This is a genomic window from Flavobacterium tyrosinilyticum (assembly GCF_023656565.1).
In the GTDB taxonomy this organism is placed as follows: domain Bacteria; phylum Bacteroidota; class Bacteroidia; order Flavobacteriales; family Flavobacteriaceae; genus Flavobacterium; species Flavobacterium tyrosinilyticum.
Genome location: NZ_JAMOKG010000002.1, coordinates 919,423 through 937,224, shown reverse-complemented (window position 1 = coordinate 937,224; position 17,802 = coordinate 919,423). Strand labels below are relative to the sequence as shown.

12 protein-coding genes are annotated in these 17,802 nt (G+C 33.8%); 4 read left to right on the top strand and 8 right to left on the bottom strand.

Translation table 11 applies throughout. The features are described 5' to 3' along the window. Window positions 1-194: 194 nt before the first annotated feature. Window positions 195-1,064 carry a helix-turn-helix domain-containing protein gene (locus NCC77_RS11895; protein ID WP_250835754.1) on the bottom strand — a complete coding sequence of 290 codons (870 nt, stop codon included), beginning with the start codon at window positions 1,062-1,064 and terminating at the stop codon, window positions 195-197. A gap of 285 nt (window positions 1,065-1,349) precedes the next feature. Continuing rightward, the gene (galA, locus tag NCC77_RS11890; RefSeq protein ID WP_250835753.1) at window positions 1,350-4,172 is read right to left on the bottom strand and encodes a beta-galactosidase GalA; all 2,823 of its coding nucleotides are present in this window, start codon (window positions 4,170-4,172) and stop codon (window positions 1,350-1,352) included. 212 nt (window positions 4,173-4,384) lie between these two features. Here galA and NCC77_RS11885 point away from each other — a divergent pair, with 212 nt between their 5' ends. Continuing rightward, on the top strand, window positions 4,385-4,765 hold the full coding sequence (locus NCC77_RS11885) for a hypothetical protein (protein WP_095927623.1): 381 nt from the start codon (window positions 4,385-4,387) through the stop codon (window positions 4,763-4,765). A gap of 143 nt (window positions 4,766-4,908) precedes the next feature. Here the strand turns inward: NCC77_RS11885 and NCC77_RS11880 are convergent, their stop codons facing one another. Continuing rightward, on the bottom strand, window positions 4,909-5,403 hold the full coding sequence (locus NCC77_RS11880; protein ID WP_250835752.1) for a TlpA family protein disulfide reductase: 495 nt from the start codon (window positions 5,401-5,403) through the stop codon (window positions 4,909-4,911). A gap of 321 nt (window positions 5,404-5,724) precedes the next feature. Between NCC77_RS11880 and NCC77_RS11875 the strand changes: the two genes are divergently transcribed. From NCC77_RS11875 to tyrS, 3 genes are all read left to right on the top strand, one after another. Further along, window positions 5,725-6,027 carry an ArsR/SmtB family transcription factor gene (locus NCC77_RS11875; protein WP_091496855.1) on the top strand — a complete coding sequence of 101 codons (303 nt, stop codon included), beginning with the start codon at window positions 5,725-5,727 and terminating at the stop codon, window positions 6,025-6,027. A gap of 7 nt (window positions 6,028-6,034) precedes the next feature. Continuing rightward, on the top strand, window positions 6,035-7,141 hold the full coding sequence (locus tag NCC77_RS11870) for an NADH:flavin oxidoreductase (RefSeq protein WP_250835751.1): 1,107 nt from the start codon (window positions 6,035-6,037) through the stop codon (window positions 7,139-7,141). A 389-nt stretch (window positions 7,142-7,530) separates the two neighbouring features. Then, complete coding sequence (tyrS, locus tag NCC77_RS11865; protein WP_250835750.1) at window positions 7,531-8,733, top strand: tyrosine--tRNA ligase; 1,203 nt, start codon at window positions 7,531-7,533, stop codon at window positions 8,731-8,733. A gap of 150 nt (window positions 8,734-8,883) precedes the next feature. Here the strand turns inward: tyrS and NCC77_RS11860 are convergent, their stop codons facing one another. The 5 genes from NCC77_RS11860 to NCC77_RS11840 all read right to left on the bottom strand — a co-directional run bounded on the left by NCC77_RS11860 (window position 8,884) and on the right by NCC77_RS11840 (window position 17,550). Then, window positions 8,884-10,026, bottom strand: a complete 1,143-nt coding sequence (locus NCC77_RS11860) for an acyltransferase family protein (RefSeq protein ID WP_250835749.1) — start codon at window positions 10,024-10,026, stop codon at window positions 8,884-8,886. A 132-nt stretch (window positions 10,027-10,158) separates the two neighbouring features. Beyond that, complete coding sequence (locus NCC77_RS11855) at window positions 10,159-10,806, bottom strand: DUF1349 domain-containing protein (RefSeq protein WP_250835748.1); 648 nt, start codon at window positions 10,804-10,806, stop codon at window positions 10,159-10,161. A gap of 202 nt (window positions 10,807-11,008) precedes the next feature. Further along, complete coding sequence (locus tag NCC77_RS11850; RefSeq protein ID WP_250835747.1) at window positions 11,009-13,225, bottom strand: glycoside hydrolase family 3 C-terminal domain-containing protein; 2,217 nt, start codon at window positions 13,223-13,225, stop codon at window positions 11,009-11,011. Between the two features lie 204 nt (window positions 13,226-13,429). Then, on the bottom strand, window positions 13,430-15,073 hold the full coding sequence (gene susR, locus NCC77_RS11845) for a SusR family glycan utilization regulator (protein WP_250835746.1): 1,644 nt from the start codon (window positions 15,071-15,073) through the stop codon (window positions 13,430-13,432). 218 nt (window positions 15,074-15,291) lie between these two features. Further along, a complete protein-coding gene (locus tag NCC77_RS11840; protein WP_250835745.1) occupies window positions 15,292-17,550 on the bottom strand; it encodes an acyl-CoA dehydrogenase family protein in 2,259 nt (752 codons plus the stop codon). Window positions 17,551-17,802 lie beyond the last annotated feature (252 nt).

Sequence of the window (17,802 nt, the reverse complement as noted above, 5' to 3'; positions counted from 1 at the left end):
TTTAAAAAAATTTATATTTTTCTATTATCAAAATTTAAAACTAAATGTAAAGCGGAGCATGCTTTTGTGAAGTGTTATTTAGTCATTAAAAAAACTGATACAAAGATTCGTTGTTTATTTCAGGGCAAATGTAGTGCAATACTATAATGCCGAAATAACAATATTCAAACAAAAAATTAAGAAATTGAAACAATTTACATGCGAAGTGATTTCGGAACCGTTCCTGTAAGTCTTTTAAAATAATTATTGAAATAACTCGGATATTCAAATCCAAGCGAATAACCAATATCAGAAATACTCCAATCTGTGTGCTGCAATAAAGCTTTTGCTTCGTTAATGACTCTTTCTGTAATGTGCGCTGTTGTTGGTCTTCCTGTAACTTCTTTTACGGAACGATTTAAATGATTTACGTGAACAGAAAGGCTCTGCGCGTAATCTTGAGGAGTTTTTAAAGCTAAAGGCTGATCTTTGGTTTCTATTGGAAATTGTCTTTCTAATAATTCTAAAAACAAAGAAGTAATTCTCGAAGAAGCATTTTTATGTTTAAAGAAGTTCTCCGAAGGCTGCATTTTCATTGATTCGTGAATAATCAAATTGACATAACTGCGCATTAAATCGTCTTTGAAAGCATAATCGGTTTCATATTCTTCAATCATTTTTTGGAACAAGGAATCAATAAACACCTTTTGTTCAGTAGTTAAAGTGAAAATTGGAGTTCCTCCTATTTTAAACAAAGGCGATTCCTGAAGGGTTTCAGAACGGTCTTTGGTTTTAAAAAATTCTTCGGTAAAAACACAGGCATAGCCTTCGAATTTCTCAGAAATAGTTTCCCAAGAATATGGAATAATCGGATTACCAAAAAACAGAATTGTCCCGTCGGTTTCTATTCCACGGTCAGCGTATTGTATAACGCTTTTGCTGGTGTTTATGCAGATTTTATAAAAATCTCTTCGGCTGTAAACGGGAACTTTACTGAAATCTCCATTTATAGGATAGACTTTAAAACCTTTCATCTTCAAATCTGAAGTGAAATCGCAATTCTGTATTTCTGTTTGATTATTCATTTTGCAAAGTTATGAAAATCAAACAATATTTTTTTGATTCAGGTTTAAAGTTTCAAGTTTTAAACCGCAAAGTTCGCTAAGAATTACGCAAAGGTTCGCAAATGAATTTACAGTTAAATTTAGAAATTCAGATTTGTCCTCCTGAGCGAAGTCGAAGGATATGCGCATTTTATATTGCATGTCGAGTCACTTACGTATCCTTCGACTTCGCTCAGGAAGACATAAATTGAGAAAAAACTTTGCGAACCTTGCGTAAATCTTAGCGTGCCTTGCGGTTAAAAAAAACTACTTCACCACAATTACACCATTTTTTAATCCTTGCGCAGAAGCAGAAAGTATAACTTCCTTCGCATTTTCATCTTTCTGGATGATGATTTGCGCATAACCATTAAAAAGCTTTCTCTTCCAAGATTCTGCTGGCGTTATTACTTGAATAATTCCTGGATCTGTATTCATAACATCCCAGTCTTTTACTTTTTGCAAGGGCGTTGCTGCAATGTGAATCGTGTTTTTTCCTTCTTTTAAAATAGCCGAATTCAAAACATATTTTTGAGAATCTTCTTTACTTGGCTCAACTTTATTTCCGTTGATGAAAATCACAGTTTCAACTCCTATTTTTTTGTAAAAGAAACTCACAACATTTGAAGCGGAGTTGTTCTTCAAATCAAATTCTCCTTTATAAATATAAGATGGTGCTTGTTTTTTATAATCACGATCTTTAAAAGCTTCTGTCCAATCGTTTTCTGAATAATTAGACAATTCCTGAGGCAGAGAGGCAGTTGTTGATTTTTGTTCCATAAAATTACTTATACCAACCAAAGCAATATTATCAATAAATTGATCGCTTTCTAAAGAAGTTGGATCTCCGTTTCCTACTCCTAAAATTTTACCGCCTTTAATAGAAAACATAATTTCATCGTTTGCTGTCGGAACGTGCAAGCGATTTTTATCTGTAGTTTCAACCGTTAAAACAGATACATTCCCTTTCAAAACGTTTTCTTTATCCAAAGATAATTTGATGTTTTCTGATTTTCCAGTAGTTTTCCGAACATCAGAAAGTACTTTTTTTCCGTTTTTATAACCAACCGCTTCCAAAGTTCCTGGATTATACTTTACTTTCCATTCTAAATGGCTATTTTGCTCCATTTTCTTTTTCCCCAAACTCTTTTTGTTAAGGAAAAGCTCTACCTCATCACAATTGGAATACGCCCAAACATCAATTTCTTTGCCTTCCATTCCACTCCAATTCCAATGTGGCAGTACATGTAAAACAGGTTCTTTTCCCCACCAAGATTTCAAATAGAAAACATTGTCTTTCGGGAAACCGCAGACATCCATCATTCCGAAATAAGATGTTACAGACGGCCAGCCATAAGGCGTTGGCTCTCCGCGGTAATCAAAGCCTGTCCAGATAAACATTCCTGCCAAATAAGGTCGTTCAGCATAAAACTTCCAGCCTTCTTCTATACTATAAAAAGTTGGTCGAGGTTTTTTATCGTAAGCACTTTGATAATGTTTGGCATCGTCTGTAAAATAAATTCCACGCGTTGCAAAAGTCGAACCTTCCTCTGTTCCCATTCCTGGCTGTTGCTTAAACTGATTTCTATGCGCATCAATATCTCCGTTTCCGAGATAATTATATCCCATAATTTCTACAACAGAAGAGATTCCGCTTTTAAATCCGCTGCTGATTCCTACTGTAACAGGTCTTGTTGGATCAATACTTTTACTAAAATCCTGCATGATATTGGTAATTCTTTCACCCGTAATTCCGCCTTCAATCTGCCATTCTTCATTTCCAACTGACCAGCAGAAAATACTCGGATGATTTCGGTCACGCTCCATCATTCGCTGTAAATCATTCAAATGATACTCATTGATTCCCATTAAACGAGTTTCGTCAATAACCAGCATTCCTAATTTATCGCAAGCATCCAGCAATTCAGGCGTTGGCGGATGATGTGAACAGCGATAGGCATTCGAACCCATTTCCTTCAGTTTTTTGATTCTGTAATACTGAATTTCATCTGGAAGTGCTGTTCCGATTCCCGCGTGATCCTGATGATTGTTTGTTCCTTTCAGTTTTACCTGTTTTCCGTTAAGGAAAAAGCCATTTTCTGGATTAAATTCAATCGTTCTAATTCCAAAAGAGGTTTTATAGCTGTCAATTACTTCTCCATCCTTTTTTATTTCAGTAATTAACTGATATAAATTAGGAGAATCAATATCCCACAAAAGCGGATTTTTGAAATTCAATTTTGATGAATAAGCATTTGTTTTATAAAACTCTGGAGCTGTAACATTTTCAGAATTTGTGGCTACCTGTTTTCCAGAAGCGTCCAAAATAATTTGATTTATTTCTACATTTCCTTTAAAATGACCTTTGTTTTCCAATTTTACTTCTGCAGTAATTAAAGCATTATCCTTTGAAATTTCTGATGTAACATAAGTTCCGTTTTGCTTCACATGAAGTGGATTTGTTTTCTGAAGATAAACATGTCTATAAATTCCAGCACCTTCATAAAACCAGCCTTCTTCCATCGAAGCATCTACACGCACTACAATTGTATTTTCGCCTCCATAATTAACATAAGCCGACACATCATATTCAAAACCATTATAACCGCTTTCTTCGGTTCCTAAATAAAATCCGTTAAAAAAGACTTTTGAATTTCTAAAAACGCCATCAAATTTCAGAGAAATAATTTTCCCTAAATCTTCATTCGGAATATTTATTTTTTTTCGGTACCAGCCAATACTTTTCTCTGGGAAATTTTTGCCTGCTGATTTGAATCCGTGGCTGAAACTTGCATTTTCGCTAAAAGGTTGTTCAACTGCCCAATCATGTGGCAAACCCAATCTTCTCCAAGCGCGATCGTCAAATCCAGAAGCTGCTGGCCCATCGCCAAATCCTGTTTTGGTTAAATACGAAAAATAACCTTCTGCATGACCGAAATCTCTTTTGGTATCGTATTGATGACCAAATGAAAAGCTCCAATCTTTATCGATTAAAACAAGCGCTCTCCCTGATCTATTTTGCGCTAATAAATGGAATGAACATAGAAGAAAAAAACAGAAAATTGTTTTTTGGACGAAAGTGGTTTTCATAAGTTTGGTTTGTTAGTAAAATCAGATAGCGATAAAAATAAAGTTTTTAGAGAAGAAAGATTAATAGTATTTTATCAAAATATGATAACTCATTCATAACAAATGTTTCTAGAAAGGCTTTCAAAATTTAGAATGAATCTAATGGCTTCAGATTCAAAAATTATTTTCTTTTAATGTAATTTTATATTGAAATCTTAAAAAGCAATTCTACTATGAGTACTATTATGAATGAAAATAGACTCCAAACGACTTTCAAAAACCTTGATCATAAGATTAATAAGCTTAATGATCAAAAGATTGTAGCTTTTTTTGAATCTTTAGGATTATTAGAAAGAAAAGACGTTCCGAAAGACTTTTTGAACTGGGAAAATATATTAATTGTGGTTCCCAATCGACATGTTTCTCACGAACTGAAATACTATAAATATACCATTTCAAGAATTTCATTCTTAACAAATCCTTACGCAGATCAAATTCATATTTTTGATCTCAAAGATTGGAAAAGCGCATCGGGAAACAAAACGCAGTTTCAAATAAGAGAAATGCTGAAAACGAGTTTTGGAGGTGTAAAAAAAGTGATTAAAGAGTCTTAAAAATTAAAAGCCCAATATTATCGATTGGGCTTTTTTGTTTTTTAACCGCAAAGAGCGCTAAGGTTTACGCTAAGCACGCTAAAAATTTAAAAACTTGGCGAACCTTGTGTAAACCTTAGCGCTCTTTGCGGTTAAAGAAAATCTTACTGAACCTCTAAAAGCTCTTTAATTTTAGCTTCTAAAGCTGGTCCGTGAATGTTTTTTGCTAAAATAATTCCGTTTTTATCAATTAAAAAATTCAATGGAATAGATTGCAGCATATAATCTCCAATAACTGGAGATTGCCAGTATTTTAAATCACTCACATTTGTCCAAGGCAGTTTTGCCTTTGCGATTGCTCCTGTCCATAATGGCTTTTTGGTATCCATAGAAACTCCGTAAATTGATAGTTTGTCTGGATACGTATTGTGCAGTTTTATTAATAGAGGCTGTTCTTTAATGCAAGGTCCGCACCAAGAAGCCCAAAAGTCTACTAAAACTAAAGTTCCTCTTAAAGAAGAAAGTGCAACTTTCTCTCCTTTTGTATCCGGAAGATCAATTTCTGGAGCAATATCTCCAACATCTACGCCTACAACTTGAGCTTTAGAACTGGTAATTACACAACATAAAAATGCTACGATAAGTAAAGTTTTTTTCATAATGATTAAGTTTAATTTGGATTTGGGGTTGTTTTTTAATCATGTTATTGCCTCAATATTTGTCATTTCGACGAAGGAGAAATCTCCACAAGTAACTCTGCAACGAGAATCCAATCTTTGTCGAGCTTCTCGCGGAGATTTCTCCTTCGTCGAAATGACATAAAATGAGAGTAAAAATATTGTGTATTCCTAAGAAACATTAAACAACAAATATAAATTTTCTTTATTAAAATCTTCTTCATTTGTCCTCCCCAATCATAAAATTATCCTAAATATTTTTCTCTAAATCCATATATCGGGAAAAGTCGATATATTTGCGCCATGGAAACGATAGAAATTTTTAAAGCATTATCGAACAAATCCAGATTGCAAATGCTGGAATGGTTAAAAGAGCCCGAAATCAATTTTCCGGGACAGCTAGAACATGCCGGATTTGAGCATGGTGTCTGCGTTGGGCAGATTCAGGCCAAAGCTGGTCTGACACAATCCACAGTATCCGAATACCTGTCTATTTTACAGCGCGCTGGTTTTATTGAAGCCAAACGTGTTGGACAATGGACTTATTATAAACGTAACGAAGGTGCCTTTGAAGCACTCAGTAAATTAATTCAATCTAATTTGTAAAATTACTATGAGTACAAACAACCTATTTTCAGAATTTAATCTAAAATCGTTAAATCTGAAAAACCGAATCGTAATGGCGCCAATGACGCGCTCTTTTTCTCCAAACGGAGTTCCAACTGATGAAGTCGCAGCTTACTACCAAAAAAGAGCTGAAGGCGAAGTTGGTTTAATTTTATCTGAAGGAACTGTTATTGACAGAAAATCTTCTTCTAATGATGCTAATGTTCCTCACTTTTATGGCGATTTAGCTTTAAACGGATGGAAAAAAGTGATTGATGAAGTTCACACTGCAGGCGGAAAAATGGGTCCGCAAATTTGGCACATGGGAATTATGGACAACCACCATTCTGGATGGGTTCCGCCAGTTCCTTTTGAAGGTCCGTCTGGATTAAACCGTCCTGATTTTAGAAATGGTGTTGCTATGACTGAAAAAGATATTGAAGATACTATTCTTGCTTTTGGAAAAGCTGCTGCTGATGCAAAAAGATTAGGCTTTGACACTGTTGAAATTCACGGTGCTCACGGTTATTTAATTGACCAATTTTTTAGAGCTGAAACGAATTTACGTGAAGATATTTATGGAGGAAAAACACTTCCTGAGCGTAACCGTTTTGCTATTGAAGTTATAAAAGAAGTGAGAAAACAAGTTGGAAATGACTTTGCTGTGATTATGCGTTTTTCTCAATTTAAACCTTCTGATTATAATTATAAATTGGCTAAAAATCCACAGGAATTAGAAGCTTGGCTTACTCCTCTTGTTGATGCTGGTGTTGATATTATTCACGCTTCGCAACGTCGTTTCTGGGAACCTGAATTTGAAGGTTCTGATTTAAACTTTGCTGGATGGGCTAAAAAAGTAACTGGAGCGCCAACTATTACAGTAGGTTCTGTTGGCCTTTCTGGTGATTTCTTTGGCGCATTTGCAGGAGAAAGTTCGCAACCGACTTCTTTAGAAGAATTAAACAGACGTTTCGACAGAGGCGATTTTGATTTGGTTGCCGTTGGAAGACCTCTTTTATCAGATCCGAATTGGGTTGCTAAAATCAAAGCGGGAAAAACTGAAGAATTAAAAGGCTTTACTAAAGAAGCTTTAGGGCAATTGGTTTTAGAATAATTTTTTAGATACAAAGTTACAAAGGTTCAAAGGGACAAAGTTTTTCCTTTGAACCTTTTTTATTTTCTAAAATATTAAGGAATAAATATAATATTTATCTTTTCTTTCTCTGCTGAAGGTTATCCATTTCAAGCATTTAATGATATTTTGTTTAAAATGATTAAAATATGATGCCATTTTAATACATAAAATTTATCTTTGCAATCGATATGAAATTCTTGAACAGCATATTACGCCTTCCTTTTTTCAGCACTTATTATTATGCAATAATATCTGCTCGGATAGGCTATGCATATAATTCAACGTATTTACGACTATAAATTAAATAGATAAATTATATAAACCTTAAAGCCCGGGCATTGCGTCTGGGCTTTTTTATTTTCAAAAAAATGGAAACAATTGAAAAATTAAAACAAAATGCCGCCATCTTTCTTCCCGAAAATGGCTTAGAAGAAAAAATCAATCAGGCTGAAAAAGAAAACAGAAAACTAATTATCAAACTAGGTTTTGACCCAACTGCTCCAGATTTGCATTTGGGACATGCAGTTGTCTTGAAAAAGTTGAAACAATTTCAAGATTTAGGGCATCAAATCGTAATCGTTGTGGGAAGTTTTACCGCAAGAATTGGTGATCCGACGGGAAAAAATAAAAGCCGAAAACCTCTTATCATTGAAGAAGTTCAGCATAATGCAGAAACCTACATTTCGCAATTATCTAAAATCATTGATGTCGAAAAAGCTAAAATTGTTTTTAATTCAGAATGGCTCGATGAACTTTCTTTTTCTGAAGTGATTCAGATTATGTCCAATGTGACGGTCGCTCAATTGATGCATAGAAATGATTTTAATAAACGATTTACAGAAAATACCCCAATTGCCATGCACGAACTGGTTTACCCAATTTTACAAGGTTTTGATTCGGTTAAAATTAATGCTGATATCGAAATGGGCGGAACAGATCAATTGTTCAACTGTACAATGGGAAGACAATTGCAGGAGAGTTTTAAACTTTCAGGACAAATTGTGATGTGTATGCCTTTATTGAAAGGATTGGATGGAAAAGAAAAAATGAGTAAATCGCTTCATAATACAATCGGATTGATTGATGAACCGAATGAAATGTTTGGCAAAACCATGTCGATTCCTGACGCTCTTATTCTTGAATTTTTAGAATTGACAACCGATTTTTCATTTGAAGAAAAAGAAGAAATCAAGAAAAGATTAGAGAATGAAAATCCGATGAATATTAAAAAACTGATTGCCAAAAATATCATTAGCCAATACCATAATCAAACTGAAGCGGAACAAGCAGAACAATTTTTCATTAATCAATTTCAAAGTAAAAATGCGGAAACCAAATCATTTGTTCCTGTTTCAATTTCTTCTTTAGAAAGCAAAACCAATGAAATTGCATTAATTGACCTTTGTGCATTTATAAAAAATGATATTACAAAATCAGCAAACAGAAGATTAATTGAAAGTGGTGCGGTTCAGATTAATAATGAAAAAATTATCGATCCATTTAAATTAATTCAGTTACGAAAAGAAACAAAGATTAAAATCGGAAAAAGGAATTTTTATGAGTTACAATAATTAATTCTTTCATTAGAAATAATCGTGAAATTGTAGAGACGCACAGTTTGTCTCTACAATTTCAATCATCAATAAAAAAGGGATAAAACAAATCGTTTTATCCCTTTCTACATTTGTAACTAACAAAAATTACAAACTCTAAAAAACTCATTATGCCGCTATTGGCTTTTTCTTTTGAAACTTATTTACAAGCCAATTTCTAACTGGCTCATCGTATAATTTTAAACATACAAAAGCTAGAACGATACTTACGATTAATACGCCGATTCCTTCCAAATAGCCATTTTCCATCGAAACTTTATTATCTACAACCCATGCTGTAAACCAATAAATTAAGGGATAATGTGTAATATAAATTGGGTATGAAATATCTCCGAGAAGTTTGCAAATCTTAAGTGAAAACTCATTTTTAATTTCTCCTCCTGCTCCAATTGCCACAATAATTGGAAAAATAAAAATAATACAGATTGATTCGTATAATCCGTTGATCCAAAGACTGTTTTCGTCTCCAAATCTTGGCAATGCTAAAACAATTGTGATTAAAATACTGCAAACCCAAAAAGCATTTTTTACATGTATTAATTTCCCTAAACGGCATAATAAAACTCCAGCAAAAAATGGATACAGCAATCTTGTGAAACCAACATTCATTTGTTCCCAATTCAATGACCAACCGCCGATTACATCTCCTTTTGGTCCAAAAACAGTATAATTAATTAACAGTCCGGCAAATATCAATACAAAAACTGACATTACTTTATTCGAAAATTTACGAAAGATTAAGGCGTACAAGATGTTTGCAATATATTCGAAAAAAAGCGACCAAGCCGGACCATTTAAAGGATGCATTTCTCCCCAGCCTCTAATTTCTAATGAAGGCGGAATTGGTAATAATGTAAACCCTATTACCATCGTCAAAATAACTTTCCAAACTTCCATACCTCCAATCATTGGAAACAATATATCTGAAGCTTGAAAGTAGTAAAATATGGCCCCAATAATCATCCCCATGATTACCATTGGCTGTAAACGGATTAATCGGCGTTTGTAAAATTCCCATTGTCCCATTTTCCCCCAACGATCATCATACGCATATGCGACAACAAATCCAGATAAAAGGAAAAAGAAATCAACTGCAAGATATCCGTGATTTATAATTTGTACAAAACGATTTCCGCCTGCGAAAGCTTCAAAAATATGAAAAGCAACTACTAAAATAGCCGCAACTCCACGCAGTCCATCAAGGATTTCATAATGTTTTTTTGGTTTAATATCAGATGAAATTGAACTCATTTGTTTTTGGTTTAAGTTAGGTTAAGTTTTAATTGTAGATTGTAGATTTTAGATTGCAGATTTTAGATTTTCTGCAATCTTAAAATTCAAAAATTAAGTTTCGAATTTGGAATTTTTAAATTGAAATTTAATCTACTGATGGTTTTTCAGCCATTCCGCTCTTCTCTGATCTGGTAAATGTTTTACCGTGAAGTTTTCGAATTTAGCTTCAAAACCTTTTCCGTCTGGAGAAGCGGCCATTAAACCAACCATGACTGGCGTGTTGTCTTGCAAAGGCGCGTTTCTAGTCATGATATAATTTTTATCATCAAAAGAATAGAATATTTCGACAGCATCTAATCGTCGAACAGCTTTAATCCAAATAAAAGGAGGCACTTTTTCTAAAGTTGTTACGCTCCAATCACTTTTCTCGTGTGTTACAACGGTGCTTATATTAAATTTTCCATCAACAAACTCTACTCCTGTTTTAATATAATTTTTTTCGTCAATGCGAATCATTAACCCCATTTGGTCAAAACGCGCAATGTAGTTTCCAGTCAATTTTACTTTTGCTTCAAATTCGCCCCCATAATTAGCATAGTAAAAAGGTGCATCATCAACTGTAAATCCGTAGTGTGAAATTCTCCAATAATCGCTGTTTGCTGTTACATTCATAATTAGAGCATTGTTTTTAATTTCCCATTTTTCAGGTTCATTAAACCATTGCATTTTATTCAGTGTCTGTGCTGAAATATTTTTCGCAAAAAATAAAGTCAATATTGCAATCGTAATTTTTTTCATATTGTTTCTTTTTTTTACCATTAAGATATTAAGAAAATTAAGTTTGACTTAATGAATCTAATCTTAATGCTTAAATATTAAAAAAATAAAGCTTCTCTTTATTTTTCTTAATGTCTTAATGGTGAATTTTTTAACCAAAAGCAAAGCTGCAAATTTTTACACTTGCAGCTTTACAAACCAACCAATTTTAGAAATAAAAAACTTATTTAAGTGAGAAATTCACTTTAGATTTTATATCTGTAGACGAAGCGCCAATTATCGCTTCGAAATCACCAGGTTCTGCAACCCAGTCATGTTTTTTATCGTCAAAGAAACTTAAAGCCGTTTTGTCAATTGTAAACGTTACTGTTTTTTCTTCTCCAGCTTTAAGGGCTACTTTCTCAAAACCTTTTAATTCTTTTACCGGACGTGGCAATGAAGATTTCACATCTGTGATGTACAATTGCACTACTTCAGAACCTTCTCTGCTTCCTGTGTTTTTTACATTAACAGAAAATGTGATTTTATCTCCAGCGTTCATTTGTTTTTTGTCTGCTGTTACTTTTCCGTAAGCAAAAGTCGTGTAGCTTAAACCGTGTCCGAAAGAGAACAATGGTTTGATTTTGTTTTTATCTGCCCAACGGTAACCTACAAAAATTCCTTCATTGTATTTTACTGAATCGCCTCCTGGGAATTCGCCTAAAGCGTGAGCTCCGTTATCCGCTAATTTTACTGGGAAAGTAAAAGATAATTTTCCTGACGGATTCACATCTCCCACCAAAACATTTGCTAAAGCATTTCCTGCCTCAGTTCCTAAAAACCATCCTTGAACAATTCCTGGAACTTCTTTAATCCAAGGCATTGCCACTGCATTTCCAGAAATATTTACGAAAACAATGTTTTTGTTTACTTTCGCTAATTCGCTAATTAATTTATCCTGACCATAAGATAAATTCAATTCTTTACGATCATGTCCTTCATCATCTTGATTTGGACTTTTATTTAATCCTCCAATAAAAAGAACAATATCTGCATCTTTAGCAACTTTTAAAGCTTCTGCCGTTAATTCAGCCTGCGGGCGTTTTTCTTCTAAACTTACTTTAGCTACAACGCCATTGTAGTTGCTTGTAGGATCTCCAACATAACCTCTTGCATAAACAATTTCAGCTTGATTTCCGATTCTTTTCTTTAAACCTTCTAGCGGAGTTATTTCATATCTAGCTTTAAGTGAAGAACTTCCTCCACCCACAGTCATCATTTTGATAGCATTTTCTCCAATTACAGCAATCTTTTTGGTTTTAGAAAGATTGATTGGTAGAATGTTGTTGTTGTTTTGCAATAAAACAATTCCTTCTTCAGCAATTTTACGCCCAGCAATAGCGTGTTCTTCTGTTCCAAAAGATCCAAAAGGACGATTTCTATCCATTGTCGTCAAGAAAGACAAACGTAGAATACGACGTACTTTTTCGTCTAATTCTTTTGTTCCAATTTCTCCTTTTCTGATCATTTCGGAATATGGTTTTGCTAAGTAATAATTGTCATAAGCATTACTTGTTCCCCAAGAAAGTCCGTTTGTCCATGAACCAAATTCCATATCCAAACCATTGTGTATTGCTTGTTTAGTATCATTAACACCACCCCAATCTGAAACCACAACACCTTTGAAGCCCCATTCTCCGCGAAGAATATCGTTTAACAAATATTCGTTATGGCAGCATTGCTGACCTTTGTATTTATTGTAAGCTCCCATAATCGACCAAACATCTCCTTCTTGAACTGCAGCTTTAAAAGCAGGAAGATAAATTTCGTACAATGCACGATCATCAACAATTACATCAACCGAGTTACGATTGGTTTCTTGATTGTTTAAAGCGAAATGCTTTACGCAGGCAGCAACTCCATTGGACTGAACTCCTTTAATATAAGGAACAACCATTTTTGAAGCTAAAAACGGATCTTCTCCCATATATTCGAAGTTACGTCCGTTTAACGGGCTTCTGTAAATGTTTACACCTGGCCCTAATAATACGTTTTTGTTACGGTAACGTGCCTCTTCTCCAATAGATTTACCATATAAAGAAGCCAATTCTTTGTTCCAAGTTGACGAAAGTGCCGTAAGTGCAGGAAAAGCAATACAAGAGTCGTTTGTCCATCCTGCCTGATCCCATTCGTCCCATTTTACCTCAGTACGAATTCCGTGTGGGCCATCGGTCATCCAGTTTTCTGGAATTCCAAGACGTTTTACACCTGGAGAACTAAATTTAGATTGCGCATGAATCATGGCAATTTTCTCTTCGGTAGTCATTCGTTTAAGCGCATCTTCTACACGCTCTTCAATCGGTTTTTTATCGTCTAGATAAACTGGAACTTTGCTCTGAGCATTCATTCCCGCAGAACTCAGTAAAAGTAAAACAACAATTGTTTTAACGTTTTTTAACATAACAGTAATAATTAAGCATTAGTTAGATAATATTATAAAGTCTATTATAAAAACTTTCTCTATCATATTGTAAAACTAAAACGTTATCGTACAAGTTACATTTTTAGATAGAAAAAAGTAGTGGTTTAAAAAATTAAAAAACTGATTTACAAATATTTAAAAGAAAAACTATAGTAAAAAAAGTAGTGGTTTTAAAATAAATATTTACGCTTTCAAAGCCATCGAACCAATTTTCATGACCATTTCTTCGAAATCATTTCGCGAAACGGCAGCCTTATTTCGAGCTCGTGTGCGGTAGTTGTAAATTGTGCTTAAAGAATAACGTAAAAATGCTGCAATTTTAACACTGTCAGTAATTCCAAGTCTGATTAAAGCAAAAATTCGAAGTTCTGTATTTAGCAATTCATTTTGTTTTAAAACTATCTGTTCTTCCGGAATTAATAAAGCATTAAAATCTTTAACGAATGTGGGATATAAATTCAGAAAGATAATATCAAAATTCTTGTACAATTCTTCTAACTCATTATCAACCAAAGTAGTTGATTTTAGAATTTTATAAATTTCATCGAATTGTTTTGCTGTTGCTTTTTTGTTTAGAATAATGCGATAATTTTCCAATTTATTGATGTAAGTCGAACACAGATTGAAGAAATGCGCAATATATTCTTCTTTAACCAAATTAGATTCAGACAATTGCAGGTTGCTTTCCTGAAGCTGACTATTGGTTTCGGTAATATCTTTGTTTAATTCTGCCAATTTCTGGCTCGTGTCATACAATTCGCTCCTAATTCTCGAAACTTTTTTCATCTGCTTATAAACATAGATAATGGCCACTAGCAAAAACAGAGAAAGCAAACTGATGCAAAGTAAATAAATCTGTAATTCACTTTTTCTCTCCGCTTCCCGCTCCTGATAAACAGTATTGATAATAGAATACACTTCTGACATCAATAAAGTTCTAAACTGGACATTGCAGTACAATGCATCTTCAATAGCAGATTGTGTGAGTTTATAAGCCATATCAACATCGCCAATTTCATAAAAAACCAATGCCAATTCTTGCAATGAAGCATTGTCTTTATTGGCATTTTTAAGATCTGAAGTAGCAGAAAGAGCATAATACTTTTTTCTCGATTCTAAATCATGTGTAGCTTCGGCAATTTTTCCAAGCAAATAAGTAATCATCGCATATTGCGGACTTTCCTCATTGGTTTTATTTAATAAAACTAATAATTGTTTCTTTGGATCGTTGTATTTCTTATCACTAAAAATATCTTGCTGAATTCTATTAATTTTATAATCCAATGTATTCGGATTTAAAATACTTAATAATGAATCTCGATATTTTCCAATCTGTTTTCTATATTCAGGGCTATAACTGTTAGCTGCATAGTGTTCAAAAAACTCGCGATACGAAATATAATAGTTGGGAAGTAATGAAGTGGCTATACTTTTTTTATCAATGCTTTTTAAAAGAGCTTCAGATTCACGATATTTTCCTGACGAAGAATAGAGCGTTACCAATTGCAATTGCGCTAAATTAAATAGCTCTTTGTCATGAAGCTCTTCGGCAATCTTAAGGTTCTTTTTTACATATTGAATAGCAGAATCTGAATTTAATTTCTGATATTCAAAATACAATGTTTTATTATAATTGTACTCCTGCTCTTTCGTAAGATTATCAGATTTTATTTTCTTGAAGTTCGCAATACGTTCTTCTTTAATCTTTACGTAATGCTGTTTATTTTTAATCGCTTCGTTTAATTCTTTTAAAATATTATCTGTACTTTCCGATGCAAAAAGAGGAAAGTTTAGGATAAGAAATAGAAATAAGTAATATTTTTTCAAAGCGATTTTAATATAAAGGAATTACAAATATAGCAAAGCGAAAATATAAAAAATGAATTATTTTAGCAGTGGTTATAATTAACCAAAAATAGAACTACACCCTTTTATGGTATAAAAAATTCAATAATCAGAACAATATTCATATAAATAAATTTATAAAAGAAAAGCTTTGTCAAAGTTTAAAATTTTGACAAAGCTCCTTTAAAAATATATAAAGTTTAAACCGCAATCGGCGCCGCTAAACAGCTTTCAGGAATATCAAAAGCGTTTACCAAAGCCACAGCATCGGGACGAATATCCCAACAAAGCTGATTTACGATTTTACGTACTGCTTTGGTTTTTACTGCTTCCATATAACCATCTTCAAGATACCAAGCTTTATTTTTTTCGATTTGCGAAAGTGCATACAATTGATTCAATTTCGTCAAAATGGCTTTTGAAGATTCATCTTCAACTGCTTTTATGGCAAGTTGAAATTGTTCTAAAACTATTCTTTCTAAATAGGCCTGAGCCACATCAATCATTTGGTGCTGAACGACATTAAATGCATCGTAAGGTTCTAATCCGCCATCGATTAATTTCTTGATACGTCTTGCAGCCGAAGCCAAGATTGTTTTCTCTCGGTGAACGAATGCCTGAAGATGAAATTCACTATCTAACAAATGCTCCTCGTCTGTTCTTCGTGTAGCTATTGGGTTTTTCTCTGAAATAGCCGTTTTTGCGTTTTCATATACATAATTAATAATTCCCAACGAACCCATTTCTCCAAATGATTTTCTGAATTCTGCTAAACGGTTTTTAGCAACCAATTGCATCAAAACCGTATTATCTCCTTCAAAAGTCGTGTAAATTTCGGTATCGTTTTTAAGCGCATCAATTCTGTTTTCAGACAAATAACCTTTTCCTCCGCAAGCTTCTCTGCATTCTTGCAAAATATCTCTCGTGCTCCAAGTAGAATACGATTTCATTCCCGCTGCTAAAGCTTCAATTTCTTGCATTTCGGCTTCAGTTTTGTTTAAAAATCTGTTGGTTAAATATTGCAATGCAAAATGAACTGCATACGTTTTAGCCAAATGTGGCAATAATCTGCGCTGGTGCATTCTGTAGTTTAAAATTGGCACCTCAGAACCTCCTTCTGGTCCAAATTGTCTTCTTTGATCGCTGTAGCGAATGGCAATTGTTAACCCAGATTTTGCTGCGGCTAAAGCGGAACGCGGAATCCCAATTCTTCCTCCAACCAAAGTGCCTAACATGGTGAAAAATCGTCTGTTATCACTCGGAATCGGACTTTCGAATTCGCCTTTATCATTTACAGAAGCAAAACGATCTAGCATATTGTCTTTCGGAATCACAACGTTATCAAAACTGATGGTTCCGTTATCAACGCCGTTTAATCCCATTTTATGACCGCAATCGCCAATTGTTACTCCATTTACCACATTTCCATTTGGATCGCGCAACGGCACCACAAAAGCATTTACACCATAATCATGATCCTCAATAATTAATTTCGCAAAAACAGTTGCCATTTGTCCATGAACAGCTGCGTTTCCAATATATTCTTTTTGAGCGTTTTTATTTGGTGTATGAATGGTAAAAGTCTGATCGTTATGATTGTAAGTTGCTGTAGTTTCCAAACCTTTTACGTTCGATCCGTGATGTGTTTCTGTCATGGCAAAACAACCTGGAAGTTTCAGCGAACCAATATCTTTTAAATATTTAGCATAATGTTTTTCTGTCCCTAACGACTGAACGCTCATTCCCCAAAGTCCAAACTGAACACCAAATTTGATTACCAAGCTCAAATCATGATAACTCAACGTTTCCATAATAGCAAAATAATCGGCTATATTTTCTCCTCCTCCATATTGTTTTGGGTACGCCATATTTCCGAGATTTTCATCGGCCAGAATTTTACACCATTTGTAAACGATTTGCCTAAAAACGTTAATATCGGTCGAAGTTTCATAAGCAAATTCGGGTCTTGAAATGACCGATTTTACTCTTTTGATTATGTCTGCTTCTTTTCCATCTAAAATTTGAGTGATTTTCTGAATATCAAAACTTGCGTCGGTATGAGAATTGGCAGTAAAAGAACCTGCTTTGGTTTTGAAGTTTTGAAGCGCTTCTTCTCCTAAAATTCCTAAATCATTTTCTAGTTTTTTGAAATCTGATTCGATTGGGGTTAAATCCAAATCGTTTCCTGAAAGTGCTTTCGCAATATCAAAAATCGACTTGATCGAAGATTTGTCGTGAATACTTGTTTCAATATCCAATTTCCATTGTGTGAGTTCATTTCGCGAAGGTGGATTCGAAATATCTAGTTTAGAAAGCAGATATTCTTTTTCTTCATCAGATAAAACATTTAAGGAATTTATAAACTCTTTTAAAGTTGCAAATTCTTTCTGAGTCAATAAATCATCTGACCACACTAAATAAAATAACGGAGTAAAGGCTTGAAGTTTGGTATTTTTCATATCAATAGTATTCGGTTTAGAAATAGTTTTTTTTTAGCCACAGATTTCACAGATTAAAATGATTCTTTCTTCGCCACGAATTCCACTAATTTTCACCAATTTTTATTCCCTATTCTAAAAATAATTAATTCGTGAAAATTAGTGGAATTCGTGGCAACCCTTTTTTGCACAAAGACTGTAATCCTTTTAATCTGTGAAATCTGTGGCTAAATATTTTTTTTCTGTTTATCACATAAAAAAACAGGAATGAAA

Coding starts and splice junctions, on each gene's coding strand:
- NCC77_RS11895 (WP_250835754.1), bottom strand. CDS start 1,064: ATGAATAATCAAACAGAAATACAGAATTGCGATTTCACTTCAGATTTG.
- galA (WP_250835753.1), bottom strand. CDS start 4,172: ATGAAAACCACTTTCGTCCAAAAAACAATTTTCTGTTTTTTTCTTCTA.
- NCC77_RS11885 (WP_095927623.1), top strand. CDS start 4,385: ATGAGTACTATTATGAATGAAAATAGACTCCAAACGACTTTCAAAAAC.
- NCC77_RS11880 (WP_250835752.1), bottom strand. CDS start 5,403: ATGAAAAAAACTTTACTTATCGTAGCATTTTTATGTTGTGTAATTACC.
- NCC77_RS11875 (WP_091496855.1), top strand. CDS start 5,725: ATGGAAACGATAGAAATTTTTAAAGCATTATCGAACAAATCCAGATTG.
- NCC77_RS11870 (WP_250835751.1), top strand. CDS start 6,035: ATGAGTACAAACAACCTATTTTCAGAATTTAATCTAAAATCGTTAAAT.
- tyrS (WP_250835750.1), top strand. CDS start 7,531: ATGGAAACAATTGAAAAATTAAAACAAAATGCCGCCATCTTTCTTCCC.
- NCC77_RS11860 (WP_250835749.1), bottom strand. CDS start 10,026: ATGAGTTCAATTTCATCTGATATTAAACCAAAAAAACATTATGAAATC.
- NCC77_RS11855 (WP_250835748.1), bottom strand. CDS start 10,806: ATGAAAAAAATTACGATTGCAATATTGACTTTATTTTTTGCGAAAAAT.
- NCC77_RS11850 (WP_250835747.1), bottom strand. CDS start 13,225: ATGTTAAAAAACGTTAAAACAATTGTTGTTTTACTTTTACTGAGTTCT.
- NCC77_RS11840 (WP_250835745.1), bottom strand. CDS start 17,550: ATGAAAAATACCAAACTTCAAGCCTTTACTCCGTTATTTTATTTAGTG.